General features: G+C 63.4%; 20 protein-coding genes. 4 read left to right on the forward strand and 16 right to left on the reverse strand.

Going from position 1 to position 23,990, the window contains the following annotated elements:
• The first annotated feature begins 115 nt into the window (after positions 1–115).
• Positions 116–583: a nuclear transport factor 2 family protein gene (locus tag V7E26_RS01730; RefSeq protein ID WP_324412827.1), complete on the forward strand. Its 468-nt coding sequence runs from the start codon at positions 116–118 to the stop codon at positions 581–583.
• A 23-nt stretch (positions 584–606) separates the two neighbouring features.
• Here the strand turns inward: V7E26_RS01730 and V7E26_RS01735 are convergent, their stop codons facing one another.
• Positions 607–795 (reverse strand): hypothetical protein, encoded by a 189-nt coding sequence (locus tag V7E26_RS01735; protein ID WP_324412829.1) that lies wholly within the window; start codon positions 793–795, stop codon positions 607–609.
• A 140-nt stretch (positions 796–935) separates the two neighbouring features.
• Between V7E26_RS01735 and V7E26_RS01740 the strand changes: the two genes are divergently transcribed.
• Positions 936–1,370, forward strand: coding sequence for a glycine zipper domain-containing protein (locus V7E26_RS01740; protein WP_324412831.1), 435 nt, complete (start codon positions 936–938; stop codon positions 1,368–1,370).
• 66 nt (positions 1,371–1,436) lie between these two features.
• Here V7E26_RS01740 and V7E26_RS01745 read toward each other — a convergent pair whose 3' ends face one another.
• From V7E26_RS01745 to V7E26_RS01770, 6 genes are all read right to left on the reverse strand, one after another.
• A complete protein-coding gene (locus V7E26_RS01745) occupies positions 1,437–1,865 on the reverse strand; it encodes an acyl-CoA thioesterase (RefSeq protein ID WP_324413076.1) in 429 nt (142 codons plus the stop codon).
• A gap of 11 nt (positions 1,866–1,876) precedes the next feature.
• Positions 1,877–3,970, reverse strand: coding sequence for a 3-hydroxyacyl-CoA dehydrogenase NAD-binding domain-containing protein (locus V7E26_RS01750; protein WP_324412833.1), 2,094 nt, complete (start codon positions 3,968–3,970; stop codon positions 1,877–1,879).
• A 2-nt stretch (positions 3,971–3,972) separates the two neighbouring features.
• Entirely contained in the window at positions 3,973–5,256 is a 1,284-nt protein-coding gene (locus tag V7E26_RS01755) for an acetyl-CoA C-acetyltransferase (protein WP_324412834.1), read from the reverse strand.
• On the reverse strand, positions 5,256–7,523 hold the full coding sequence (locus V7E26_RS01760) for an acyl-CoA dehydrogenase (protein ID WP_324412836.1): 2,268 nt from the start codon (positions 7,521–7,523) through the stop codon (positions 5,256–5,258). The genes V7E26_RS01755 and V7E26_RS01760 overlap by 1 nt, the downstream gene beginning before the upstream one ends.
• Positions 7,524–7,758: 235 nt before the next feature.
• Positions 7,759–8,073: a hypothetical protein gene (locus tag V7E26_RS01765; RefSeq protein WP_324412838.1), complete on the reverse strand. Its 315-nt coding sequence runs from the start codon at positions 8,071–8,073 to the stop codon at positions 7,759–7,761.
• A gap of 147 nt (positions 8,074–8,220) precedes the next feature.
• Positions 8,221–9,483: an SMP-30/gluconolactonase/LRE family protein gene (locus tag V7E26_RS01770; protein WP_324412840.1), complete on the reverse strand. Its 1,263-nt coding sequence runs from the start codon at positions 9,481–9,483 to the stop codon at positions 8,221–8,223.
• A 273-nt stretch (positions 9,484–9,756) separates the two neighbouring features.
• On the opposite strand from V7E26_RS01770, the gene V7E26_RS01775 reads away from it, so the two are divergent.
• Positions 9,757–11,058, forward strand: coding sequence for a serine hydrolase domain-containing protein (locus V7E26_RS01775; RefSeq protein WP_324412842.1), 1,302 nt, complete (start codon positions 9,757–9,759; stop codon positions 11,056–11,058).
• Positions 11,059–11,079: 21 nt separating this feature from the next.
• On the opposite strand, the gene V7E26_RS01780 is transcribed toward V7E26_RS01775, so the two are convergent.
• The 7 genes from V7E26_RS01780 to V7E26_RS01810 all read right to left on the reverse strand — a co-directional run bounded on the left by V7E26_RS01780 (position 11,080) and on the right by V7E26_RS01810 (position 20,090).
• Positions 11,080–11,703, reverse strand: coding sequence for a flavin reductase family protein (locus V7E26_RS01780; RefSeq protein WP_324412844.1), 624 nt, complete (start codon positions 11,701–11,703; stop codon positions 11,080–11,082).
• 145 nt (positions 11,704–11,848) lie between these two features.
• Positions 11,849–12,454: a TetR/AcrR family transcriptional regulator gene (locus V7E26_RS01785; RefSeq protein WP_324412846.1), complete on the reverse strand. Its 606-nt coding sequence runs from the start codon at positions 12,452–12,454 to the stop codon at positions 11,849–11,851.
• Positions 12,455–12,473: 19 nt separating this feature from the next.
• Entirely contained in the window at positions 12,474–15,626 is a 3,153-nt protein-coding gene (locus V7E26_RS01790) for an efflux RND transporter permease subunit (protein ID WP_324412848.1), read from the reverse strand.
• Between the two features lie 17 nt (positions 15,627–15,643).
• Complete coding sequence (locus V7E26_RS01795) at positions 15,644–16,750, reverse strand: efflux RND transporter periplasmic adaptor subunit (protein ID WP_324412850.1); 1,107 nt, start codon at positions 16,748–16,750, stop codon at positions 15,644–15,646.
• Between the two features lie 389 nt (positions 16,751–17,139).
• A complete protein-coding gene (locus tag V7E26_RS01800) occupies positions 17,140–18,462 on the reverse strand; it encodes an MFS transporter (RefSeq protein WP_324412852.1) in 1,323 nt (440 codons plus the stop codon).
• A gap of 147 nt (positions 18,463–18,609) precedes the next feature.
• The gene (locus V7E26_RS01805; RefSeq protein WP_324412854.1) at positions 18,610–19,782 is read right to left on the reverse strand and encodes a winged helix-turn-helix domain-containing protein; all 1,173 of its coding nucleotides are present in this window, start codon (positions 19,780–19,782) and stop codon (positions 18,610–18,612) included.
• Positions 19,783–19,859: 77 nt separating this feature from the next.
• The gene (locus V7E26_RS01810; RefSeq protein ID WP_324412856.1) at positions 19,860–20,090 is read right to left on the reverse strand and encodes a hypothetical protein; all 231 of its coding nucleotides are present in this window, start codon (positions 20,088–20,090) and stop codon (positions 19,860–19,862) included.
• Between the two features lie 492 nt (positions 20,091–20,582).
• On the opposite strand from V7E26_RS01810, the gene V7E26_RS01815 reads away from it, so the two are divergent.
• Positions 20,583–21,221, forward strand: a complete 639-nt coding sequence (locus tag V7E26_RS01815; protein ID WP_324412858.1) for an OmpA family protein — start codon at positions 20,583–20,585, stop codon at positions 21,219–21,221.
• A gap of 67 nt (positions 21,222–21,288) precedes the next feature.
• Here V7E26_RS01815 and V7E26_RS01820 read toward each other — a convergent pair whose 3' ends face one another.
• Positions 21,289–22,539, reverse strand: a complete 1,251-nt coding sequence (locus V7E26_RS01820; RefSeq protein WP_324412861.1) for a phospholipid carrier-dependent glycosyltransferase — start codon at positions 22,537–22,539, stop codon at positions 21,289–21,291.
• A 281-nt stretch (positions 22,540–22,820) separates the two neighbouring features.
• Complete coding sequence (locus V7E26_RS01825; protein ID WP_324412863.1) at positions 22,821–23,870, reverse strand: alpha/beta hydrolase; 1,050 nt, start codon at positions 23,868–23,870, stop codon at positions 22,821–22,823.
• Between the last annotated feature and the right edge of the window lie 120 nt (positions 23,871–23,990).

Here is a 23,990-nt window from a genome sequence, read left to right on the forward strand (position 1 = left end):
TCCTGGTTAAGGCGGCCGCCCCCGGACCCGCGAGCCGCGTCGTGCGCACGGCCACTCGACAAAGCGTTTTGCGGCTGCAACACTGGGATACAACCAGAAACTGTTGGAGGAAATCATGAACGTCGATCGCCGTCAGTTCGGCTTGCCCGTGCTCGCACTCGGTTTGGGTCTTGGGTTGGGCCTTGGCCTCACGAGCATCACCCCCGCCTTTGCCGGTGCGGACGAGGACGCCGTCACCAAGAACGTCGAGGCTTTCCGCGTGGCGCAGGCCGCCGGCAACGCCGAAGGGCTGGCTTCACTCTGCGCGGACGATCTGAGCTATAGCCACTCGAATGCAAAGGTCGACACCAAGGCGTCGCTTCTCGATGGCGTCGCCAAGGCCAACTACAAGTGGACCTCGCTCGCCTACAAGGATCCCACGATCCGCGTCGTTGGCCCCTCCGCCATCGTGCGCTTCACCTTCGTCGGCGAGCAGGAGTTCAACGACGGCAAGAAGACGCCGCAGAACCTGCACATCCTGATGAACTGGCAGAAGCAGGGCAACGACTGGAAACTACTATCCCGCGCTGCGACCAAGCTCTGACCGACGACGACCCGCGCTGGCGGTTATGCCGCCAGCGCCATCCCCCGGACGAGCCGGCGGGCGGCGCGTTCGGCCTCGCGTGCATTGCGGAATATCTGGCCTTCGAGGCGGTAAAAGCGCCGTGAGGCGGCGAAAAACCGGTAGCCGCCGGGAGCGCGCACGATGATCCCGGCCTGCTGCGAACCGATTTCAATAATATAGCTATCCGACATGGCCCAGCCTTTGATTTCTTCCGAGCCGACAACGGGTTGCGCCGTAAATCGTTCCTCGCTTGCCCGTTGCGCCGCACGACCGACCTATGTCAAAGCTGGTTTCGAATACGGCGAATCGCTCAAATGGCTGGAGAACTGACATGATGCCGAAATTCGCGCTCTCGATGCTGGTCGCCCTTGCGGTTTGCGCGCCGCTCCAGGAAGCGGCGGCGCAGGAAAGCACGCTCGGAGGCGCGCTGTTCGGCGGCGCCGCGGGCGCGATTGTCGGCGGCGCGTTAGGCGGCGGTCGCGGGGCCGCGATCGGGGCCATCGTCGGCGCAGGCACCGGGGCAGCCATCGGCGCCCAGGGCGAGCCGCGGCCGGGCGGCTATCGCTGGTATGAGGGCGGCTGCTACGCGGAACAGCCCGGAGGATGGGTCGCGGTCTCGCCGCGCTATTGCGGTGTCCAGGCGCAATACGCGCCTCCCCCGCCCCGCTATTACGACAATACCCCGCGCTGCATGCGCTCGCCGACCTATGATCCACGCCGTGGCACGTTCATCGGCCGCGACGGTTACGAGCGGCCCTGCCCGTAAGATCCATAGCGTTTTCAAGCGAAGTGGATACCGGTTCGCGTCAAGAAAACGCGTCAAAACAAAAAGCTAGGTCTTGATAACGCCGTCCGGGGTGACTTGCTGCGGACGGCCGTTGTCGTCGATCGAGACGTAGGTGAAGTTGCCGTCGGTCACCAGGATCGACTGCAACTCTTGGCGCCGCACCACCCATGCTTCGAGATGGACCGTGAGCGAGGTGCGCCCGACCCGCACCAGGTTGGCATAAACCGACACGAGATCGCCGACATAGACCGCTTTTCGAAAATTCATCGCCTCGATCGCGACCGTCACGGTGCGGGATTTGGCGATCTTGGAAGCGAACACGCCGCCGCCGATATCCATCTGGCTGAGCAGCCAGCCGCCGAAAATATCGCCATTGGCGTTGGTGTCGGCCGGCATCGCCAGCGTGCGGATGCAGAGATCGCCGCGCGGCTCGGTCGCGGCATTGGCCGGGGCGTGCAAATGAGCTCCAGTAATTTGGGCTTCGCTCACCTGAAATTCTCCCAGCCGGCATCGGGCGTGAAGCGGCCGCCGAACTTGTCGGTCAGCGCATCCAGCGTCGAGACCACGTTCTCGACGCCGCGGGTTCGCGCATAGTTCAAGGGACCGCCGCGGAACGGCGCGTAGCCGGTGCCGAAGATCATGGCGCCGTCGACCACGTCGGCGTTGTCGACGATGCCCTCGCGCAGGCAGGCGACACAGACGTTCGACATCGGCAGGATCAGCCGGTCGATCATTTCCGCCGACGGCTCCGAGATCGCGGACATGCCTGACGTGTCGGCCTTGCCGTCCTTCCAGGTGTAGAAGCCCTTGCCGGTCTTGCGGCCGAGTTCGCCATTGGCGACCTTGTCGCGCAACCAGGCCGGCGTCGACGGCAGCGCGTCGCCGAATTTCGAGCGCAGCATGTCGCCGACGTCGAGGCAGATGTCGAGGCCGACCTGATCGGCCAGTTCGATCGGCCCCATCGGCATGCCGAATTTCTTCGCGGCGGCGTCGATGACGGCCTTGTCGATCTTCTCGTCGAGCATCAGCATCGCTTCCAGCATGTACGGCGTCAGCGCGCGGTTGACGAGGAAGCCGGGCGAGGATTTTACCGGCAGCGGCAAGCGGTCGATGGCGCCGACGAAGGCCAGCGCCTGCTTCAGGAGCTCGGGGTCGGTGCCGTCATGGCTGACGACCTCGACGAGTTGCAGCCGCGAGACCGGATTGAAGAAGTGCAAGCCGAGCAGCCGCTCGGGCTTTGCCAGCGTGGTGCGCAGATCCTGCAGCGGAATGCTCGACGTGTTGGTGGCAAGGATGGCGCCGGGCTTCATCTTCGGCTCTAGCCCCGCATAGACCTTCTGCTTCAGCTCGAGCTTCTCCGGCACCGCCTCGATGACGAGATCGGCGTTGCGCACGCCTTCCGCCTGCATGTCCGGCATCAGCCGGTCGAGCGCATCGCGCACTGAGGTGCGCTTGCGCAGGATCTTGCCGTAGAGTTCGGCGGCGCGCCTGATCGCGCCCGCGATCGGCTCCGGCTTCATGTCGGCGAGCGTCACGCGCAAATCCTGGCCGGCGCACCAGGCGGCGATGTCGCCGCCCATGGCGCCCGCGCCGATGACATGAACGTGCCCGATCCTGCTGCCGCTGCCTGCGAGCTTCTTCATCTGCTCGCGCAGGAAGAAGACGCGGATCAGGTTCTGCGCGGTCGGCGTGACCATCAGCCGCGCGAACGACGGCTGCTCCGCCCGCAGCATCGCCAGCCGGTCGCCGCCATGCTTTTCCCAGAGATCGATCAGCGCATAGGGCGCGGGGTAGTGCTCTTGCGGCGCAGCCTTGGCCGCCTCACGGCGCATGCGCGAGGCGACAAAACCCCTGACGGAGCCGAAGCCGAAGAGGGTATTGAACATCCCCGGCCGCGCACGCTTCAGGCGGCCGGACACGGCATCCTTTACCGCATTCAGGACGTGACGTTCCTGCGTCACCGCGTCGACCAGCCCAAGCGACTTTGCCTTCCGCGCATCGATGGTCTTGCCAGTCAGCATCAGCGGCATGGACTGCAGGGGATTGACTGTTTGCGTGAAGCGCGCAGTGCCGCCGAGACCGGGATGCAGCCCGAGCATCACCTCGGGGAAACCGAACCGTGCATCTTCGATGGCGATCCGCATCTGGCAGGCGAGCGCGACTTCGAGGCCGCCGCCGAGGCAGAATCCGTGAATCACGGCAACCGTTGGAATTTTCAATCCTTCGAGGCGATCGATCACGGCATGGGCGCGACCGATCTCCATCTCGACCGCACCCGGATCGGTGGCGCCCCGAAACGCGTTGACGTCGGCGCCGGCGATGAAGCCGGATTTCTTGGCGGAGCGGATGACGAGGCCCGTCGGCCGCTGGCTTTCCAGTTCGGCCAACACCTTGTCGAGTTCTTCGATCAGGTCGGCTGAAAGCGTGTTGGCGCTGGTGCCCTCGCGGTCGAACAGCAGCCAGGCGACGCCGTCGGCATCGCGCGTCAGCTTGAAATTCCTGTACGGGCCATTGGCATCCGGCGTCGGGCCGAGTTCGAGCACGCGATCGCCGAGGGCGTTCATGATCTGGCTGTCCATGCTCACACCGTCTCAATCAGCATCGCGCCGCCCTGCCCGCCGCCGATACATTCGGTGGCGATGCCGCGCCGCGTACCCAACCGCTTCATGGCGTTGATGAGATGCAGCACGATGCGGTTGCCGCTGCAGCCGACGGGATGACCGAGGCTGATGGCGCCGCCGTCGACGTTCAGCCGGCTCTGGTCGATTTCTCCTGCCGCACCGTCGAGGCCGAGGATCTCCTTGCAGAATTTTTCATCGTTCCAGGCCGCAAGGCAGCCCAGTACCTGCGTCGCAAAGGCTTCGTTCAATTCCCAGGTCTCGATTTCCGACAGCGTCAGCTCATTGCGTTTCAGCAGTTCCGTTGCCGACAGCACCGGCCCCAGGCCCATGATGCCGGGATCGAGCGCCGACCACTGGCTGTCGAGGATGGCCGCCTTCGGGGTCAGGCCGTGCCTGGCGACCGCCTCTTCGGAAGCGAGGATCACCCAGGACGCGCCGTCGGTGATCTGCGAGGAATTGCCGGCGGTGACCTTGCCCCAGGGACGCTCGAACACCGGCTTCAGTTTTGCCAGCGACTCCGGCGTCGAATCCGGCCGCACGCCGTCGTCATGATCGTAGAACTTGCCGTCGCGCGCGAACGCGATCTCGACCTCGCCCTTGAGCCAGCCCTCGGACTGCGCCTTCGCCAGCCGCCGGTGGCTCTCGGCGGCATAGGCATCCGACTGCGCCCGCGTCACGCCGAAGAGATGTCCGACCACCTCGGCGGTCTGGCCCATGTTGAGTTCGGTGATGGGATCGGTCAGCCCGCGCTCCAGCCCGATGATCGGCTTGAGATAGCTGGGCTTCACTTTCAACGCGGCCATGATCTTGGCACCGATGCCCTTGGCGCCGGCAAGGCCGGCAAACCAGCGCACGCCCTGTTGCGGCCAGACCAGCGGCGCATGGCTCAGCGCCTCGGCACCGCCGGCCAGGATCAGATCGGAAACGCCTTCGCGGATGTAGCGATAGGCGGTGTCGATCGACTGCATGCCCGAGCCGCAATTGATCTGGACGGTGAAGGCAACCATCTTCTCGCCCATGCCGAGCCGCAGCGCGGCGACGCGGGCCGGATTCATCTCGTCGGCAATGACATTGACGCAGCCAAGGATCACCTGGTCGAAGGCATCCGGTGCAAAGGGCTGGCGCGCCAACAGCGGCCGGCCGCATTGCACCGCGAGATCGACCGGCGTGAACGGCCCGGGGCCGGAGCGTGCCTTCAGGAACGGCGTCCGGCTGCCGTCGACGATAAAGACCGGTCTTGCCATCAGCTTGCCGCCCTCTGCTCACCCAGCTCCTGGAAGAACTGATGCACGTCGGCGCCTTTCCTGTAAATCGGCGACAATGCCTCGGGCGCGAAGTCGTCGACCTCGATCACCCCGGCCACGGCCTCATGCGCGGCCTGAAGCTTCTCGCCATCGGCCTGGGTAATGACGCCCTTCTTCACCGCCTCCTTCCAGTCATGCAGCCGCGCCGCACGCATCTGTTTTGCTGCGTCCTCCGCTGAAGTGACCAGGCGGAATGCCTTTTCCAGCCGCGCGACGCCGCCGTCGTCGTCGACGGCGGCAAGGTCCGGCGTGAGCCGGTCGCGCGCCGCCGAGGGCTCCAGCACCAGCGCGGCGCACTGCTGCACGACGCGATCGGACGGGCCGGTCACCTTGGCGCCGAACGGCTGGATCAGGAATTTCAGGATCACAGCGACGAACCGGTTCGGCAGATTGGCGAGAATTTCGGCAAAGCGATTTTCGATGGTGCGGAAACCACTTGCCATGCACCATTCAAGCGCCGCGAAATCCTCGCGCTGCCGCCCCTCATCCTGCCAGCGCTTCAGCGCCGCGGACAATAGATAGAGCTCGGAGAGGATATCGCCGAACCGCGCCGAGAGCATTTCCTTGCGCTTGAGCGCGCCGCCGAGCGTCAGCAGCGCCATGTCGGCACAGAGCGCAAACGCGGCGGAGTAACGCGAGAGTTGGCGATAGAACCGCGTCGCCTCACCGGCATCGGGCGCCGGCGCGAACAGGCCGCCGGTCCAACTCCGGCCCCAGGCGCGGAGCATGGTCCTGAAGCTGTGGCCGACATGCGCCCAGAACGCTTTGTCAAACGCGTCCAGCCCCTTGGCGCGGTCGGCTTCACCCAGCGCATTCATTTCCTCAAGCAGGAATGGATGCGCGCGGATCGCGCCCTGACCGAACACGATGAGATTTCGCGTCAGGATATTGGCGCCCTCGACCGTGATGCCGACCGGCACCGCCCGATAGAGATTTCCCATGTAGTTCTGTGGCCCGTCGATGACGGCCTTGCCGCCATGGATATCCATGGCGTCGTCGATCACGATCCGCATCCGCTCGGTGGCGTGCAGCTTCATGATACCGGAGATGACAGCGGGATGATGGCCCTGGTTGAGCGCGGCGCAGGTCAGCCGCCGCGCGGCATCGAGCAGGTAAGCAGTGCCGGCGATGCGGGCGAGCGGCTCCTCGATACCTTCGAACTTGCTGATCGAAATGCCGAACTGCTCGCGAATGCGGGCATAGGCGCCGGTGGTGCGCGCCGCATAGGCCGCGCCCGCGGCTGAAAGCGACGGCAGCGAGATGCCGCGGCCGGCGGCGAGCGCCGTCATCAGCATCTTCCAGCCTTGCCCGAGCCGCTCCTGCCCGCCGATGATGTAGTCCAGCGGGATGAAGACATCGCGGCCCCAGTTCGGGCCGTTCTGGAATACCTGCATCGCCGGCAGATGGCGGCGGCCGATATCGACGCCCGGCAGATGGGTCGGGATCAGGGCGACGGTGATGCCCAGTTCTTTCTGCGGACCTACGAGATGATCCGGATCATAGGCCTTGAAGGCGAGGCCAAGCAGCGTCGCCACCGGCCCGAGCGTGATGTAGCGCTTGTGCCAGTTCAGCCTCAGGCCCAGCACTTCGCGGCCCTCGAAATTACCCTTGCAGATGATGCCGGTGTCGACCATCGAGGCGGCGTCCGATCCCGCCTCCGGGCTGGTCAAGCCGAAACAGGGAATGTCGCGGCCATCGGCAAGGCGCGGCAGCCACCGATCTTGCTGCTCCTTGGTGCCGAAGCGCATCAACAGTTCGCCCGGCCCGAGCGAGTTCGGTACCATCACGGTGACGGCAGCCGTCAGCGACCGCGAGGACAGCTTTCGCACCACTTCCGAATGCGCATATGGCGAGAAACCGAGCCCGCCGAATTCCCTCGGGATGATCATGCCGAAGAATTTGTGGCGCTTGATGAAGGTCCAGACCTCCGCCGTCAGGTCGCGCCATTCCCAATTGATCTTCCACTCGTCGAGCATGGCGCAGAGCTCGTCGACGGGACCGTTAAGAAAGGCCTTTTCTTCGTCGGTCAAGGCAGCCGGCGCGACCGCCAGCAATTTCGACCAGTCGGGATTGCCGGTGAAGAGATCGGCGTCCCACCAGACATCGCCCGCCTCCAGCGCCTCGCGCTCGGTGTCGGACATCGCCGGCACCGCGCCACGCGCCAGAGCGAAGATCGGCTTGCTGATGAAATCGCGGCGGAAGCTCATGGCGGCCCTCCTCATGATCGGGCGCGACGTCACGCCTCACCTGTCCCAAACGCCGATATATCCTAGCTGAAAAGCGCGGGTTTTGGGGGACGTTTCGCCGCGGGAATGAAGCGAAATTGATAAACTGGAAGATAACGGCCGATGTCCCCGACCGTTCCCGGACGACGGCATTATCCTGCCGTTAGCCGTCTTGCTGGAGTTGCTGGCGGCGGCCGACTGAAATGCCGGTGAGCCCTCACGAGTCGCGCTTGTTGCGGCGATGCTCATTCGGGACGAATACGGCAAACACTTCCTTGACGCGGGCGGCAGGCGTGACGTCACGGGTGAAGCGAGGCTCTCTCGTGGTCCGGATTTCTTCCTGTCGAGGCGCGTAGAGCGCGCTCTCGTGCAGCGACCCATCAAACCGCAAATCGCTCTCGTCGTAGGTGAGGTAAGCGTTCGAAACGAACAAAAGCGCCAGCAACACCGAGCCAACGACGGTAAAATATTTGGAAACAGGCATTTGATGGACGAGCCCCCTTATTGCAGGGGACGATGGATCGCTCGCCATAAAGGCCGGGTTTAATCCCGCCCGGCTTTTGCCGGAGGGGTTTTTCGCCGGTTGCGAATTTGTAGAAAATTCTAATGAACGGCTTCCGCCTCATTCCGGGCTCGCAAAGCGAGAGCCCGGAATGATGCCGTGAAGGACGCTGAGCGATCAGCCCGGCCCTGCGCCTTGGGTTGCCGTATACACGGCATAGAGCGACTGGCTCGCCGCCATGAACAGGCGGTTTCGCTTGGGACCGCCAAAGGTGATGTTGCCGCATACCTCGGGCAGGCGAATGCGGCCGAGCAGCTTGCCCTCCGGTGACCACACGGTCACGCCGCTGTAGCCGACGGAGCGGCCGGCATTGCTCGAAGCCCAGAGATTGCCGTTGACGTCACAGCGCAGGCCGTCCGGTCCGCATTTGATGCCATCAACCACGCAATCGGTGAAGCGCTTGTGGTTGCTGAGCTTGTTGTCGGTGCCGACATCGAACACGAAGACCTCGCCCTTGCCGCCCGGACCGGTATCGCCCGGGCCCTTGCCGGTGGAGGCGACATAGAGCTTCTTGTGGTCGGGCGAGAAACAGAGCCCGTTGGGATCGGGCACCTGCTCTTCCGTCACCACGAGGTCGATGCGGCCGGACGGATCGATGCGATAGCAGTTGGTCGGCAGTTCGCGCCTGCCCGGCACGAAGCCTGCCGGCTGACCGATCTTCGGATTGAGCTTGCCACCGGCGTTGCTCGGGCCTCCCGCCACGTCGGGCTCGCCCTCATAGAGCTGGCCGCCATAGGGCGGATCGGTGAACCAGTAGCTGCCGTCCGGGTGCGCGACAACGTCGTTCGGCGAGTTCAGCTTCTTGCCGTCAAAGGAATCGGCCAGCACGGTCGCGGTACCGTCGTGCTCATAGCGCACGACGCGGCGGGTGAGATGCTCGCAGGACAGCTGGCGTCCCTGGAAGTCGAACGAGTTGCCGTTGGAATTGTTGGAGGGCGTACGGAAGACGCTGACGTGGCCGTCATCCTCCGACCAGCGCATCTGCCGGTTGTTGGGGATGTCGCTCCACAGCAGATAGCGTCCTTGCGAGCTCCAGGCCGGCCCTTCCGCCCACAACACGCCGGTATAGAGCCGCTTGATCGCGGTGTTGGGCTGGGCGAGGTTGTTGAAGGATGGATCGATGGCGACGATGTCAGGATCCCAGAAATAGGTGGTCGGCACACCGCGCGGACTGAAATCACGCGGCGGATTTGTCACCGTGGACGGTGGCGCCACAGGACCTTGAGGCGGGCTGCCTTGCGCGGTGGCCTGGGCGAGCGCGCCGCTGACCCCGGCCGCCGTGGCGCCGGCGCAGGCGGCAAGGCCCCGAACGATGGTGCGTCGTGAAATCGATTTTTCCGGATCGCGCGGTTGTGGATCGCGCCGCTCATGGCGTGTCATCGCATCCTCCCAAATTTGCTCGCCGGCCGTTGATCCGGCCTGGCAACCTGAGGTTAACCAAATCCGCACCTGGTTACGAGAGCTGCTTTTCGATTCACCCTCTTTGCGCACGCTCGCCGCCGAAAAACAGCATTACCTCGTCCGATGCAGATGATGTCGCGAAGCCTTCACGTGGGGCAATCACCCACATGGCAAGCGAGGGGGCGACATGTTAGTGGTTCGGCAAGCGGGAAATTCTCCGGCAAATCAATCGATCCGCGGAGCAAACCAGCAATGAAGACGCCGGCGCGAAGCATACTGCATTGCACCGCGGGATCGCGGGTCGGGCGGCTTCTCTGCGCGGCCCTGTCGCTTACGATATGGGCCAATGCCTCCGCGGCCAACGACGTCCCTGCCCCTTCTCCGCAGAAGCTCGAACGCATCACTGAATTCTTCAACAACGAGGTGGCGTCCGGGAAGCTGCCGGGCGCTGTCGTCTTGATCCAGCAGCACGGCAAGCCGGTCTATCTGAAATGTTTCGGCGTCCAGGATGTCGCCACCAAGGCGCCGATGACGGCGGACACGATCTTTGCACTGCACTCGATGACGAAGCCGATCACCAGCGTCGCGGCGATGATGCTGATCGACGCCGGAACACTTTCGCTCACCGATCCTGCCTCCAAATTCATTCCGGCGTTTGCCGACGTCAGGGTTGGCGTGGCGTCGACTGCGACTGACGGAACGCGCTACCTGAAACTTGTCGCGCCGGACCGGCCGATGACGATCGAGGATTTGCTGCGCCATACGTCTGGAATCACCTACGACTACATCGGCGGCAAGCTGATCGAGAAGGCCTACATGGAATCCGGCCTGTTCGACGGCAAGTACAGCAACCAGGTGTTTGCCGAACGCATCGCCCGATTGCCGCTTTCGAGGCAGCCAGGTTCGCTCTGGCGCTATGGCCACTCGACCGATGTGGTCGGCCGCATCATCGAGATCATATCCGGACAGACGCTGTATCAGTTCGAGAAGCAGCACATTCTGGATCCACTTCGCATGACCAGCACCAAATACGTTCTGGAAAGCGCTGAAGAACGCGCACGAATGGCGGAGCCGCTGCCGAACGATACCATCCTGCTGGACGCGGAGCGCCAACGGCGCGCCCATCCGGAATGGGAATCCGGCGGCGGCGGGCTGGTCTCGACCCTGAACGACTATGCGCGGTTTGCCCAGATGCTTCTCAACGGCGGGGAATTCGAGGGCAAGCGTTATCTCAGCCCGGCAGCATTCAAGGCGATGATGACGGACCACGTCGGGCCGGGCTCCGGCGTCGGGCGGGATTACTACTACTTTCCGGGCGACGGCTTCGGCTTTGGCTACGGCCTTGGCGTTCGCACCGATCCGGGCAACGCCAAGCCGCCGCCACCAGGCTCGATCGGCGAACTCAAATGGGACAGCGGCAGCGGCACCTATTTCGGCGTCGATCCCGGCCTGGACATGATCTACATCTTGCTGGAGCAGACCCAGAACGAACGTGGCCGCATTCTGCCCGCCTTCAAGGCACTGGTTTACGACGCGTTCGCCGTCGGGAAGTGAGCAGCCGGCGACTCAGGCCGCTCAATCCGGGCGGATCATCTCGAACATGTTTTCCGGCTTGATCTCGAAATAATCGCCCTTGCGGCCGGCGCGGACGATCGGATGCGCCAGCCCGGTCTGGTAGACGCCATCCTTGATGAAGGCCTTGTCGATGTGGACGGCGACGACCTCGCCGAAGGTGACCCAGGCCTGCGCCTTCCTGCCGTCGGCGCCCTGCAACTGCAGGATCTGCGTCACCTTGCACTCGAAGGCGACGGGGCTTTCCGCCACGCGCGGCACATTGACGAGTTTGCAGGGCGCGGCCGTAAGACCTGCGAGCTTGAACTCGTCGACATCACGGGCGACGTGGGCCGCGGTCGCGTTCATCTGCTTTGCCAGGTCCATGGTGGCGAGATTCCAGACGAACTCGCCGGTGTCCTGGATGTTCCCGGCGCTGTCCTTCCAGTTGGTCGAGGAGAAGCCGATGATCGGCGGCACGTAGCAGAAGGCGTTGAAGAAGCTGTACGGCGCCAGGTTGACGTTTCCATTGCCGTCGCGCGAGGAAATCCAGCCGATCGGACGCGGCGCGATGATGGCGTTGAAGGGGTCGTGCTTGAGGCCGTGGCCGTTCTTCGGCTCGTAGAAGTGCAGGTCTTTGCTGGTCACGCCGGATTATTCCCTATTGTTCGTAGCCCGGATGGAGCGCAGCGCAATCCGGGGAAACTCGCAAGCGGCCGGAGTCGTCCCCGGATTACGCTTTCGCTCCATCCGGGCTACGCAGTTCGGAATAGCAGGTCAAGTCAGGAAGGGCTCAATTCGCCTTGCGCGGCTCAAGGGCGCGGAAGAGGAAATCGATCATCTGGTCGATCGTCGCGCTGGGCTTGTTCATGGCCTGCGCGATCATCTGCGGATGGAAGAAGCGGATCATGCCGGTGCAGGTACAGAGCGCCGCCAAAGGCAGGTCGGGAGCCTCGAACTCGCCCGACGCCACGCCCTGCGCGATCACCTCGCCGATGATGCCGGTGACACATTCGATATGAACGACGCAGACGTCCCAGTCCTGCTCCATCGCGATCTCGACCATCTCGTGCAGCTTGGAATCGCCGACATAGCGCTCGGTGTTCATCCGATTGATGGTCGTAAGCAGCTCTCGCAGGCGAGGTTTCGCCGGACCGGGCCGGGCCACGATCCGCCGCGCCTCGACTTCGACCTCGCCCATCAGCGTGCGGGCCACGCCTTCGTGGATCGACTTCTTCGAATCGAAGAAGCGATAGACGTTGGCGGGGCTCATCCGCAGTTCCTTGGCGATGTCGGCGACCGTCGTCTTCTGGTAGCCCATATGCCTGAACAGACGCTCCGCCACCACGAGAATCTTTTCCCGCGTATCGGTCTCAACGTGTTCAGAAATAAGCGTCATGTCAGCTCTCAATGTTCAATTATTCTGCGGCGTCGGCAAGCGGAATCGCGTGTGGTCCTTTCGAATGCAACTTGATCTCATGTTGCGCCGCAAGATCAGGCTGTTCGGCCTGGCCGCTTTCTTCCAGGCTTTTCCGGAACCACAGGGCGTAAAGGCCCGGCAGGTACAGCAGGGTCAGGAACGTTGCAACGAACAGGCCGCCCATGATGGTGATCGCCATCGGACCCCAGAAAGCGGAGCGGGATAGCGGGATCATGGCCAGGATAGCCGCCAACGCGGTCAGCACCACCGGGCGGGCACGGCGAACCGTGGCTTCGACAATGGCTTCCCTTCGCGTCAGGCCCTGGGAAACGTCCATTTCGATCTGATCGACCAGGATCACCGCGTTGCGCATGATCATGCCGGCAAGCGCGATCAGGCCGAGCAGCGCCACGAAGCCGAACGGCTGGTTGGCGACGTTGAGGCCGAGCGAAGCGCCGACGATGCCGAGCGGGGCGGTCAGGAACACCAGGAACAGGCGCGAGAAGCTGTGAAGCTGGATCATCAGCAGCGTCAGCATCACCATGACCATCAGCGGGAACAGCACGAAGATGGAGGCATTGCCCTTGGCGGATTCTTCGAACGCGCCACCCGGCTCGATCCGGTAGGCAGGCTCGAGATGATCGCGGATTTCCTTCAGCTTCGGCCAGATCTGGTTGGTGACATCGGGAGCCTGGACGCCGTCGACGACGTCGGTGCGCACTGTGATTGCCATGTCGCGATTACGTCGCCACATGATCGGCTCTTCGTGGGAATATTCGATCTTGGCGATCTGCTGCAGCGGCACGGCAACGCCGTTGCGCGACGTGACGGTGAGGTCACCGACGTGGCCGAGGTCGAGCCGCTCCGACGGGATCGCACGCGCAACCACGCCGACCTTCTCGATGCCGTCGCGGATCGTGGTGACCTGCGCGCCCGAGATCAGCATCGCAAGCGCCTGCGAGACGTCCTGCGGGGTCAGGCCGAGCGCGCGGGCGCGGTCCTGGTCGACCACCAGCTTCAGGTAGGGCGACTGCTCGTTCCAGTCGAGCTGCGGCTCCACGACATTCGGATTCTGCTTCATCACATCGCGCACCTTGTAGGCGATGTCGCGAACGGTATTGGCGTCGGGCCCGATCACGCGGAACTGAACCGGGAAACCGACCGGCGGGCCGAAATTGAAGCGGTCGATCCGCACCCGGGCTTCGGACAGTTCGCCCTCGGCGACCGACTTCTCCAGCCGCGCCTTGATCCGCTCGCGGGCCTCGACGTCCTTCGACACGATGACAATCTCGGCGAAGGCCTCATTCGGCAGTTGCGGGTTGAGTCCGAGCCAGAAGCGCGGCGAACCCTGCCCGACATAGGACGTAAAGGTCGCGATGTCCTTGTCGTCCTTGAGCATCGCCTCGGCCTTCTTGACCGACTTCTCCGTGACGTTGAAGGCGGTGCCTTCCGGCAGGCGGAGCTGCAGGAACAGTTCGGGCCGCTCGGACAGCGGGAAGAACTGCTGCTGGACGTGGCCGAAGCCGATGATCGAGAGCACGAAGACGCCAACCGTTGCCGCCACCACCTTGATCCGGTGGTCGACGCACCACTGCACGACGGCGCGCAGGCCCCGATACATCCGCGTTTCATAGATCGCATGCGGATCGTGGTTATGGTGCACGGCGATGTTGGGCAGCAGCTTGACGCCGATATAGGGCGTGAAGATCACCGCGACGAACCAGGACGCGACCAGCGCGATCGCCACGATCCAGAAAATGCCGCCGGCATATTCGCCGACCGCCGAATTGGCAAAGCCGATGGGGAGGAAGCCAGCGGCCGTGACCAGCGTTCCCGTGAGCATCGGAAACGCAGTTGATTCCCAGGCAAAGGACGCCGCGCGGACGCGGTCCCAGCCCTGTTCCATTTTCACCACCATCATCTCGACGGCGATGATGGCGTCGTCGACCAGCAGGCCGAGCGCGATGATCAGCGCGCCGAGCGTGATGCGGTGCAGGTCGATCGACATCGCGTTCATGACGATGAAGACGATGGCGAGCACCAGCGGCACCGACATCGCGACCACGATGCCGGTACGCCAGCCGAGCGCCACGAAGGAGACGAACAGCACGATCGCCAGCGCCTCGATGAAGGAATGCACGAACTCGCCGACCGCGCGCTCGACCACCTTCGGCTGGTCGGCGATCTGCTCGACTTCGATGCCCTGCGGCACCGCCTTCATGAACTCGGCGGAGGCCTTCTCGACCTCCTTGCCGAGTTCGAGAATGTTGGCACCCTTGCTGGTGACGACGCCGATGCCGATCGCCGGCTTGCCCTTCTGGCGGGCGACGAAGGTCGGCGGATCGACGAAGCCATGGGTGACGGTTGCGATATCGCCGAGCCGGAACACGCGGCCGTTGCTCTCGACCGGGGTTTCGGCGACGGCCTTGGCGCCGTCGAGCGCGCCGGTGACGCGCAGCGGCACGCGCTGCGAGGAGGTTTCCACCGTGCCGGCCGGGGTGACGTTGTTCTGCTTGGCGAGCGAGTCGAACAGCGCCTGCGGCGTGATGCCGAGCGTCGCCAGCTTGGCGTGCGAGAATTCGACGAAGATGCGTTCGTCCTGGACGCCGTAGAGATTGACCTTGGTGACGCCGGCGACCTTCAGGAGGCGCTGGCGCAGGCCCTCGGCCGTCTTCTTCAACTGCGCATAATCGGCGCCGTCGCCGATCATCATGTAGAGAATGGAGTCGACGTCGGAGAATTCGTCGTTGACGTTCGGACCGAGCAGGCCGGCGGGAAGCTGGCCCTGCACGTCGACGAGCTTCTTGCGCAGGAGATAGAACAGGTAGGGCACGTCCTTTGGCGGGGTCGAATCCTTGAACGTGACCTGCAGCGCTGTGAACGAGGGCTTGGAATAGGTCTGCACCTTCTCGAAGAACGGCAGCTCCTGCAGCTTCTTCTCGATGGGATCGGCGACCTGGGTCTGCATTTCCTGCGCGGTCGCACCCGGCCAGATCGCCGAGACGTTGACCACCTTGACCGTGAAGAACGGATCCTCGGCGCGGCCGAGCCGCTCGTAGGAGAAGAAGCCGGCGGCGCCGAGCACAATCATCAGGAACAGGATCAGGGTCGGATGGCTGACCGCCCAGCCCGAGAGATTGAAGCGCTTCATGTCACTCTCCAACTAACTCAGAACGACAATGATGAGACCACGCGAACCTTCTGCGCGGGATCGAGCTTCTGCACGCCGAGCGCGACGACCTTGGTGCCATCGTTGACACCGCTGGAGATCACGACGGAATTGCTCTCGTAGGCTTTCACGACGACCGGCTGCAGCTTCACCGCACCGGCATCGTCGACGGTGTAGAGCGAGGGATTGCCGCCCTGGCTGAACAGCGCCGAGAGCGGCAGCTTTGCCACGCGCTCGGTCGCCGCATCCGCCAGCGTCAGCGTCGCCGTCATGCCGAGCGAGACCTTGTCGTCGGCTTCCGGCAGCGAGAATTTCGCAAGATAGGTGCGGGTCGCCGGATCGGCCGAGGGCGCGATCTCGCGCAGCTTCGCGGTGTATTTCTTCTCCGCATCCGACCACAGCGTTACGGAAGCCGTGCCGGACTTGGCGCGGCCGACCAGCGTCTCGGGGATGGCGACCACCGCTTCCCTCTCGGCAAAGCGCGCGACACGGACCGCGGTCTGGCCTGAGGCGACCACCTGGCCGGGCTCGATCAGGGTCGCGGTGACGACGCCGCGGGTATCCGCCTCGAGCGTCGCATAGGAGAGAGAATTCCTGGTCAGTTCGACCTGCCGCTCGGCGCGATTGTAACGCGCCCTCGCCTCGTCGGCGGCGGCCCGGCTCTGGTCCATCTGTGCGTCGGTGGTCCAGCCCTTGGCGCGAAGGTCCTTGGCGCGCTGCTCGGAGGCTGAGGCCTGCGCCAGCACGCCGGTGGCGGCGCGGAACTCGGCCTCCGCCTGCTCGGCCTGCAGCTTCAGATCGACCTCGTCGAGGATGGCGAGCGGCTGGCCGACATCCACGGTCTGGCCGACCTCGACCAGGCGCCGGGCGACCTTGCCGGGAACGCGAAAACCCATGTCGGTCTCGATCCGGGGGCGGATGGTGCCGACGAAGCTGCGCTCGGGAGTCTCGGCCGCGTATTTCACCGTGGCGACCAGAACCGGCCGTCCCGGAGCGGGAGCTTCAGCCGCTTTTTCATTGCAGCCGCCCAAGGCAACCACTGCGAATGCCAGCGACGCTCCGGTCAAGAGTCTGTAATAGTTCGAGAAAATCGAACGGGCGAACATCGGGTCTTCTCCATGAATTTTCTGAAACTATCGAATGTTGATTGACGAATGTCAATAATCGTCACAAGACACCATTTCGTGAGTTAACGACGTCTTAACGACGCGCGAGCCGCCCTGCTTTCGAAGATGCCCGGTCAATAGCCCTGACCGCCCAGTGGGTTGATGTGCCGGCAGAGCTAATTCGCCTTCCGCGGCATACAGGCGGCCCGCGCGACAGCCGGCCCACTTCTCAAAGTTGTGAGAAGGGCGAGGCTGACCGGCTGACTGCAACGCCCCGGCTGCGATCCGAAGACGCGCGGCCGATCTCTATGGCGTCGGACCGCAGCATTCCCTGCGGTCAACGAGAGCGTGACGCACCCGAGAGCACGAACGCACCGGCTGCGTCGGCCTTACTGCTTGACCGGCCCCGCCCCCGCAAACTCTGTCTTCGTCTCGTGCCCGCCCAGGAACACCAGCAGCCCGGCAATGAGCGGCAGGATCGACAGCACCAACAGGCCGGATGAGGTCGAGCCGGTCGCCTCCTTGACCCAACCGATCAGATACGGCCCACCGAAGCCCGCGAGGTTGCCGATCGAATTGATCAGCGCTATTCCGCCGGCCGCGGCCGTGCCGGACAGCCATGCCGTCGGCAATGTCCAGAACACCGCGAAGGTGCAGAAGACGCCGATCGCCGCCACCGTCAGCACGGCCATGGTGATGGTGGGGTCGGTGAGGTAGCTGGAAGCGGCAAGCGCCGCCGCCGTAAGCAGCAGCGGGCCGCCGACATGGGCGACGCGTTCACGGGTGGCATCGGAGTGCCGGGCCCACAGGATCATCGCGATGGTGCCGAACAGATAGGGAATCGCGGTGACGAAGCCGGTCTGCGCGTTGGTGAGGCCGAACGCCTTGACGATCTGCGGCAGCCAGAACTGCATGCCATAGAGCGCGCCGACGAAGCCGAAATAGATCAGGCTCAGCATGATCACCTTCGGTGACGACAGCGCCTGCCCGAGCGTCAGGTGCCTGGCCGCCTGCTTGGTCGCGGTCTCGGCCTGCAGCTTTGCGGCGAGCCATGCCTTCTGTTCCGCCGTCAGCCAGTCGGCCTTCTCCGGCTTATCGGTCAGATAGAACCAGGTGACGATCCCGAGCAGCACCGAGGGGATGCCCTCGAGGATGAACAGCCACTGCCAACCGCGCAGGCCCATCACGCCGTCGAGGCCAAGCAGCAGTCCCGAAATCGGCGCACCGATCACCGTGGAAATGGGAACGGCGATGGCAAAGGCCGCAAGAAACCGCCCACGATATTCGGCCGGATACCAGTAGGTGAGATAAAGAATGATGCCGGGGAAGAAGCCGGCTTCCGCCACGCCGAGCAGGAAGCGGAGAACGTAAAAGCTGAGTTCGCCGCTCACCGTCGCCATCAATGCCGAGATGATGCCCCAGGTCACCATGATGCGGGCGATCCAGCGGCTGGCGCCGAATTTTTCCAGCGCGAGGTTGCTCGGCACCTCGAAGATGAAATAGCCGATGAAAAAGATGCCGGCGCCCCAGGCAAAGATCAGCGGCGTGAACTTCAGGTCGGCGTTCATCTCCAGCGCGGCGAAGCCGAGGTTGACGCGGTCGAGATAGGAAAAGAAGTAGGCCAGCACCAGAAACGGAATGAGCCGCCAGGAGATCGCGCGGATGGTGGATGCTTCGATCTCACTGGGGGTCGGCGCGGCGGACTGGCTCATGGGTTTCTCCCCTCGGTTTCTTATGCCCGACGATTAGCGAGCCGAACCCGCTCTTGCAATGCAAGATGCCCGCGCTGGCGTAACGCGGGCATTCCGTTGACGAGGGGCTCAACTCTTTCGCCGGACAACGCGGCCCGAAGTCCGGGTTCATTCCCCCAGTTGAAACCGCTCGAAACGGTGCAGTTCCTCCTCGATGCGGCGCTTATAATCCTTTCGCGCCGCCCTCGCAGCGCCCTTGCCGACCCAACTCCATTTTTGCATAAGCAATTTCTTGTCCTGGCGGTCGGTCTTCAGGTCGATGGCGGCCACGATGTCCTGTCCGACCAGGACCGGCAGTGCGAAATAGCCGAATACGCGCTTCTCCTTCGGCACATAGGCCTCGAAGCGGTGGCCGTAGTCGAAGAACAATTCGGTGCGCTTGCGCTGGATAATGAGTGGATCGAACGGCGAGAGGATGTGCAGCGGCCCCTCGCCCGCCTCCGCCGCCGTATCAATCTCCAGGACTTCCGGTCGGCCCCAATGTTCCTGCTTGCCGGCGCCTTCGAGCGCGACCGGCACCAGTTCCTTGCGCCGCACCCGCGCCTCGATCAGCCGCCGTACCGCCGCCTTGCTCGGCGCGTCGAGATGACAGATCGAATCGAGGCTGACGATGCCTTGCGACCGCAACGCGCGATCAAGCAGGTAGGCAGTTATCTCCGCCGAACTGGCCGGCTTCGGCGGCTTGTCCCAGCCGAAATGCCGCGCCATCAGTTCATAGGTCTTGAGCATGCCGGTGCGTTCGGAGATCGTCACGTCGCCGGTATAGAAGGCGAGTTGCAGTGCCCGTTTCGAGGGCTTGCGGCTCTGCCACAGATGTTCCTTCTCGGTCAGCACGTCATCATCGATGTCGCGGATGGTCAGCGCGCCATCGCGCCGCAACAGCCGCATCACCTTGCTTGTGTCCTCCGGCTTCACGGACGCAAACCATTTGTGGCCGTTGCGCCGGTGTTCCCGCATGGAAGGAATGAAGAAGCGAAAATCCCTGGCCGGCACGTAGGACAGCGCATGCGTCCAGTATTCGAACACGCTCTTGTCGACACTTTGCGCCTGGCGCAGATCCGCCCGGACATACCCCGGGATACGGCTATAGAGAATGTGATGGTGCGAGCGTTCGATGACGTGGATGGTGTCGATCTGGACGTAGCCGAGATGATCGACCGCGGCCGCGACGGCCTCGGGTCCGGCGCCGAACGGTTCGCTGACATCGAGCCGCTGGGCCTGCAGCCAGATTTGCCGGGCCTCCAGCTTGGTCAGGGGTCGGGGTTCATTCGCGCGGGGCATCGCGCGGCAATGTAGCGGGATTCGCGCCTTGGGGGAGTCCCGGGTTCCCGATCACGGCTCCGCAGCGCGGAACTATCTCACCGCTTCTGCCGCTCTTCGACGCTGCCGGTTGCGATCTCGGCCTCGCAGGAAGCGGGGCCGGGCTGGGGCGCATGGCATTTGTACACTTGACCGGTCATCCGATCGACCAGCCACGCGCTCTCCTCCGTCGGACTTTCGAACCCGACATAGCGGCTGCCGAGCGCGTTGATCAGCGTCGACAGCAAGATTGCAGCGGCGATCAGCGCCGCGCCGATCAGTGTTGGCATGGAAGTTCCGGAACCGGCAGGCTCCGATGCACTGGCACGATAGCCGAGATACTCACGCTGACGTTTGACTGACTGTAACACCGCGCCGCCCGATTGGTTGCCCGAACGATTTCTTCTGCAGATTTTTTTGTGATGCGTTCTGCTAGAGACGCATCTGGCCGATTTGTTGTCCACACATCGGCGCCAGCGCGACGTGCGGGCTTTTTTTGTGAATCAAGGAGCCTTCTCGACACTTGAGTATCGACCACAAACGCAAAATTCCAAACGAGTTCGCGAGCGTTCTGCACAGCGTCGCGATATCGAAAGCTCGGATGGGCGCTGCTCCGTAGAACTCCGGAGATGATGCAGGACATCATCGGGCAATGCGCGGAAAGCCGGGGCCTGCAATACTGTGATTTGAGTCACATTGCGGGATTTGAACCGGTCCTATCGTCGCAGCATCAAAACGTCATGCACGCCAGTTTGCAGGCGTTAACACTGAGGATTAGGACAATGACCCGCTATCTCGGACTTTCAATCATGACTGTCGGTGCCGCGCTGTCGATGACGGTGGGCCTGGCCGCTGCTGGCGACACCGTTTCGGCCGACAAGATCCTGGACGCGCTGAAGCCGAAGCCGGTCGCGACCCGCGGCCTTGCGAGCGGTCCGCAGCAGCCGGTGGATGCCACCGCCAAGGCCAAGGAAACCAACTTCGTCGACTCCCTGCGCAACCGCAAGACCCGGTCGCTGTCGCTCGGCGAGCGCCAGGAGATCGCGGAACTGGCCGCGGGCAAGCCCAAGATCGATCTGGAAATCCAGTTCGACTACAACTCGGCCGACATCAGCAGGAACTCGGTTTCGGCCGTGCAGGAACTCGGCAAGGCGCTATCCGATGCCAGCCTGAAGGGTTCGACCTTCGTGGTCGCCGGTCATACCGATGCGATCGGCGGCGAGGCGTACAACCAGGATCTTTCCGAGCGTCGCGCCGATACGATCAAGAAGTACCTGAGCGAACAGTACGGCATTGCCGGCGCGAACCTGGTGACCGTCGGTTACGGCAAGACCAGGCCAAAGGATCCGAACGCGCCGATGGACCCGATCAACCGCCGCGTCCAGGTCGTGAACATGGACACCAAGACCGCGGCGAAGTGAGATTTTGAAGATCGAGCCGTCGGCCGCTTTCGGCTGGCGGCTCTTTCTATTGCGGTGCGATGGCCGCTCAAATCCAGTTCTGGAAGATCATCAGGCGGTTGAACGTCGCCATCGATGTGCCGATGAACGCGGCCGAGATCGGCAACATCGCGGCGAAGCCAGCAAAGCCGATCGCAACGCTAGCCCACAGCAACCACGCCGGCGTACTGCCGCGCCTCAAGGCATATACCAGCGCAAAGCTCGCCGTGGTCGCCGCCGGCAGGTAGTAATAGATGAAGCCGAGCGTTCGCGGCAGCAACGCCCATGCGAGGTACGGACCGAAATAGAATGCCAGTATCAGGAAGGCATCGGCCCGCCGCGTCACGACCCAGTCACGCAGACAGATCGCGACGGCTGCCAGCGCCGGCCACAGGATGACGGGATTGCCAAGAAACACCACGGCGGCGATATGGTCTTCACCGACCTTGTCGAAGAGATACCAGACCGGGCGCACCAGAAACGGCCAGGACGGCCACGAACTCATATAGGTGTGCCCCGCGATCGCGGTGGTCGTGTTGTCGCTGAAGATCCGCCGTTGCGCTTCCCAGATATCCGGAATTGAAAACCCGTAGAGCGGAATGAACGTCGCGAGATAGACGGCGGCCGGAATCATTATGAAGCAGGCTGCAAAGTGCCAGGCCTTGAAGCCCGGCCAGCGATCGGGCCGGTACCAATCCTCCGCGCTCGCATCGGCGAATTCCGCGCGCCAGCTTTGCAACAGGCGGATCGCCGCGATGATGACGATGCAGACGGCAAGCACGAACAGCCCGCTCCATTTGCAGGCCGCGGACAGGCCAAGGCAGATCCCGGCCAGCGCGAACCAGACGTGCGGGCGCTCTCTTCGGAAGCCGTGAATGAACGCCGCGATGGCGAACAGGCTGAAAGTCAGTCCGAAAATATCCAGCATCGCGATGCGCGACTGCACGAACAGCATCTGATTGAAAAAGACGAGCAGGCTCGCCGCGATGGCCGGCCCATGTGCCGCAAACAGCGCCAGGCCGCATAGATACACCGCGACGATGGCGAGCGATCCGAACACGACGCCAGGATACCGCCAGCCCAGCGGCGTATCCCCCAATGAACGGATCGAGAGGGCGATAAGCTGCTTGCCGAGTGGCGGATGCATCGGATTGAGCATCGGCTCTCGCATAACCGGCTCGAGCATCTGCCGCGCCGCCGGGACGTAGTGAACCTCGTCGAAATAGAATTTCTCCGGCGTGGTGACACCGGTCAGCAGTGCGACATGCGTCAGGATGAAAAGCACCGCCGCTGCGAACATCGAAACAGACAGGACAGGGACTGCTTGATCTGCTGGTTTCACGGACAGGCTACTGAAGAAACTGGCCCGACGACATGGCGGGAAAAGCGAGTGTGACGGCTTCAGATTTTTATGCAACCCGTTTGACGCCTCAATCGCCGTCGGAACCGACCGCCCCAATCTCGCAATGAACTGCGCGTACAGTGGACGCGACTGTTCGGCTGGAGCGGCAACATGGCCCCAACTTCGGCAGCAGGGTCAAACCCTCATGACGAGGAAAGAGCTGGCGCGATCAAGCTTGTTCAGAAACGCGTGCCGTGGCTTCCAAAGACGAACTGCTGGGCCGGCGTCGGCATGGTGAGAAAAGCCCGCGTCACGTGCCAGAACAATTGCCGGTTGATTGCCAGCGCCACGGAATGGGCCGTGCCAGGCAGGATGATGAGTTGGCGGTCGCCGTTCGGCAGCTTGTTGTAGAATTCCTCGAGATCGGCGACGGTCGCGATGCCATCATATTCGCCACGCACCAGCAGCACCGGCGCCAGCACCTTCTCCGGATGCACCACGGGCAGATTGGCGGTCATGTCGAGATAGGTGCCGGTCGGGACCTGGTCACCGAACTGCAACTCGACATCCGCCAGCGCCTCCATCACGGCCGGATCGGAAGTGCCGGGCTTGTCCCGTGTCGCGATCGAGCGGATCATGTCGCGATCACGCTTGCGCATGTTGTGCGCACGGAAATAGTCAAGCTGCTCGGCCCGCTTGGTCAGGGTCGGCGATCCCTCGCCCTTGTAGGTGAATGCGGCGAACACCAGACGGCCGACGCGCTCAGGCGCCACCATGGCGTAGGCGCCGGCGCGCAACGCGCCGGAGGATTCGCCGACGAAATGAACCCTGTTCTGACCGGTTTCGCGCGCGATCAGTTCGACCGCGACCTTCAAATCCTCGACGCCGCTGGCGATGTCGGCATTGCCTGACGTGCGGCCGGACTTCCCGTAATTCTCGTGATCCATGGTCCAGCAGTCGAATCCATAGCGCGCGAACTCGTTCATCGCGGAATATTCACCCTTGCCGGGCACGCTGAGATCGAACACCCGCGACGTCACCGATGAACCGTGGACAAAGAATACGACCGGCCGGGCTGCCTCGCCGGGCCTGGGCGCACCGATCCGCTTGCGAAACATCCACAAGGGAACATCGCCCTTCCTGGTCCAGTATTCGCTGCTCCAGATTTCTCCACCCTCGGAAGGGGCCGCCGTGGCAGCCCGCGCCGGCATAGCTGCGATCGCCGCCGCGCCGAAGCCGAGGCCTGAGAGGACGGTACGTCGCGCCACCAGATCGTCGGAATTCGTCATTGCTTGATCTCCAGGCCAAGATTTTTCCTGGACAAGCTTAGCAGGGAGCATCATTCCGAGCGCAGGCAGGCGCGCCGCCGTGCGAACACGATCGCGCGAGCGGACGAGTATCCTCGCCTA

Origin of the sequence: Bradyrhizobium sp., assembly GCF_036735945.1 — a bacterium.
Taxonomy (GTDB): domain Bacteria; phylum Pseudomonadota; class Alphaproteobacteria; order Rhizobiales; family Xanthobacteraceae; genus Bradyrhizobium.

What these genes read in the sequence shown, in the direction of transcription:
- V7E26_RS01815 (WP_324412858.1), top strand. Translation starts at nt 20,583, where the DNA reads ATGACCCGCTATCTCGGACTTTCAATCATGACTGTCGGTGCCGCGCTG.
- V7E26_RS01760 (WP_324412836.1), bottom strand. Translation starts at nt 7,523, where the DNA reads ATGAGCTTCCGCCGCGATTTCATCAGCAAGCCGATCTTCGCTCTGGCG.
- V7E26_RS01805 (WP_324412854.1), bottom strand. Translation starts at nt 19,782, where the DNA reads ATGCCCCGCGCGAATGAACCCCGACCCCTGACCAAGCTGGAGGCCCGG.
- V7E26_RS01750 (WP_324412833.1), bottom strand. Translation starts at nt 3,970, where the DNA reads ATGGACAGCCAGATCATGAACGCCCTCGGCGATCGCGTGCTCGAACTC.
- V7E26_RS01755 (WP_324412834.1), bottom strand. Translation starts at nt 5,256, where the DNA reads ATGGCAAGACCGGTCTTTATCGTCGACGGCAGCCGGACGCCGTTCCTG.
- V7E26_RS01770 (WP_324412840.1), bottom strand. Translation starts at nt 9,483, where the DNA reads ATGACACGCCATGAGCGGCGCGATCCACAACCGCGCGATCCGGAAAAA.
- V7E26_RS01790 (WP_324412848.1), bottom strand. Translation starts at nt 15,626, where the DNA reads ATGAAGCGCTTCAATCTCTCGGGCTGGGCGGTCAGCCATCCGACCCTG.
- V7E26_RS01730 (WP_324412827.1), top strand. Translation starts at nt 116, where the DNA reads ATGAACGTCGATCGCCGTCAGTTCGGCTTGCCCGTGCTCGCACTCGGT.
- V7E26_RS01795 (WP_324412850.1), bottom strand. Translation starts at nt 16,750, where the DNA reads ATGTTCGCCCGTTCGATTTTCTCGAACTATTACAGACTCTTGACCGGA.
- V7E26_RS01810 (WP_324412856.1), bottom strand. Translation starts at nt 20,090, where the DNA reads ATGCCAACACTGATCGGCGCGGCGCTGATCGCCGCTGCAATCTTGCTG.
- V7E26_RS01735 (WP_324412829.1), bottom strand. Translation starts at nt 795, where the DNA reads ATGTCGGATAGCTATATTATTGAAATCGGTTCGCAGCAGGCCGGGATC.
- V7E26_RS01765 (WP_324412838.1), bottom strand. Translation starts at nt 8,073, where the DNA reads ATGGCGAGCGATCCATCGTCCCCTGCAATAAGGGGGCTCGTCCATCAA.
- V7E26_RS01825 (WP_324412863.1), bottom strand. Translation starts at nt 23,870, where the DNA reads ATGACGAATTCCGACGATCTGGTGGCGCGACGTACCGTCCTCTCAGGC.
- V7E26_RS01820 (WP_324412861.1), bottom strand. Translation starts at nt 22,539, where the DNA reads ATGTTCGCAGCGGCGGTGCTTTTCATCCTGACGCATGTCGCACTGCTG.
- V7E26_RS01775 (WP_324412842.1), top strand. Translation starts at nt 9,757, where the DNA reads ATGAAGACGCCGGCGCGAAGCATACTGCATTGCACCGCGGGATCGCGG.
- V7E26_RS01785 (WP_324412846.1), bottom strand. Translation starts at nt 12,454, where the DNA reads ATGACGCTTATTTCTGAACACGTTGAGACCGATACGCGGGAAAAGATT.
- V7E26_RS01740 (WP_324412831.1), top strand. Translation starts at nt 936, where the DNA reads ATGATGCCGAAATTCGCGCTCTCGATGCTGGTCGCCCTTGCGGTTTGC.
- V7E26_RS01800 (WP_324412852.1), bottom strand. Translation starts at nt 18,462, where the DNA reads ATGAGCCAGTCCGCCGCGCCGACCCCCAGTGAGATCGAAGCATCCACC.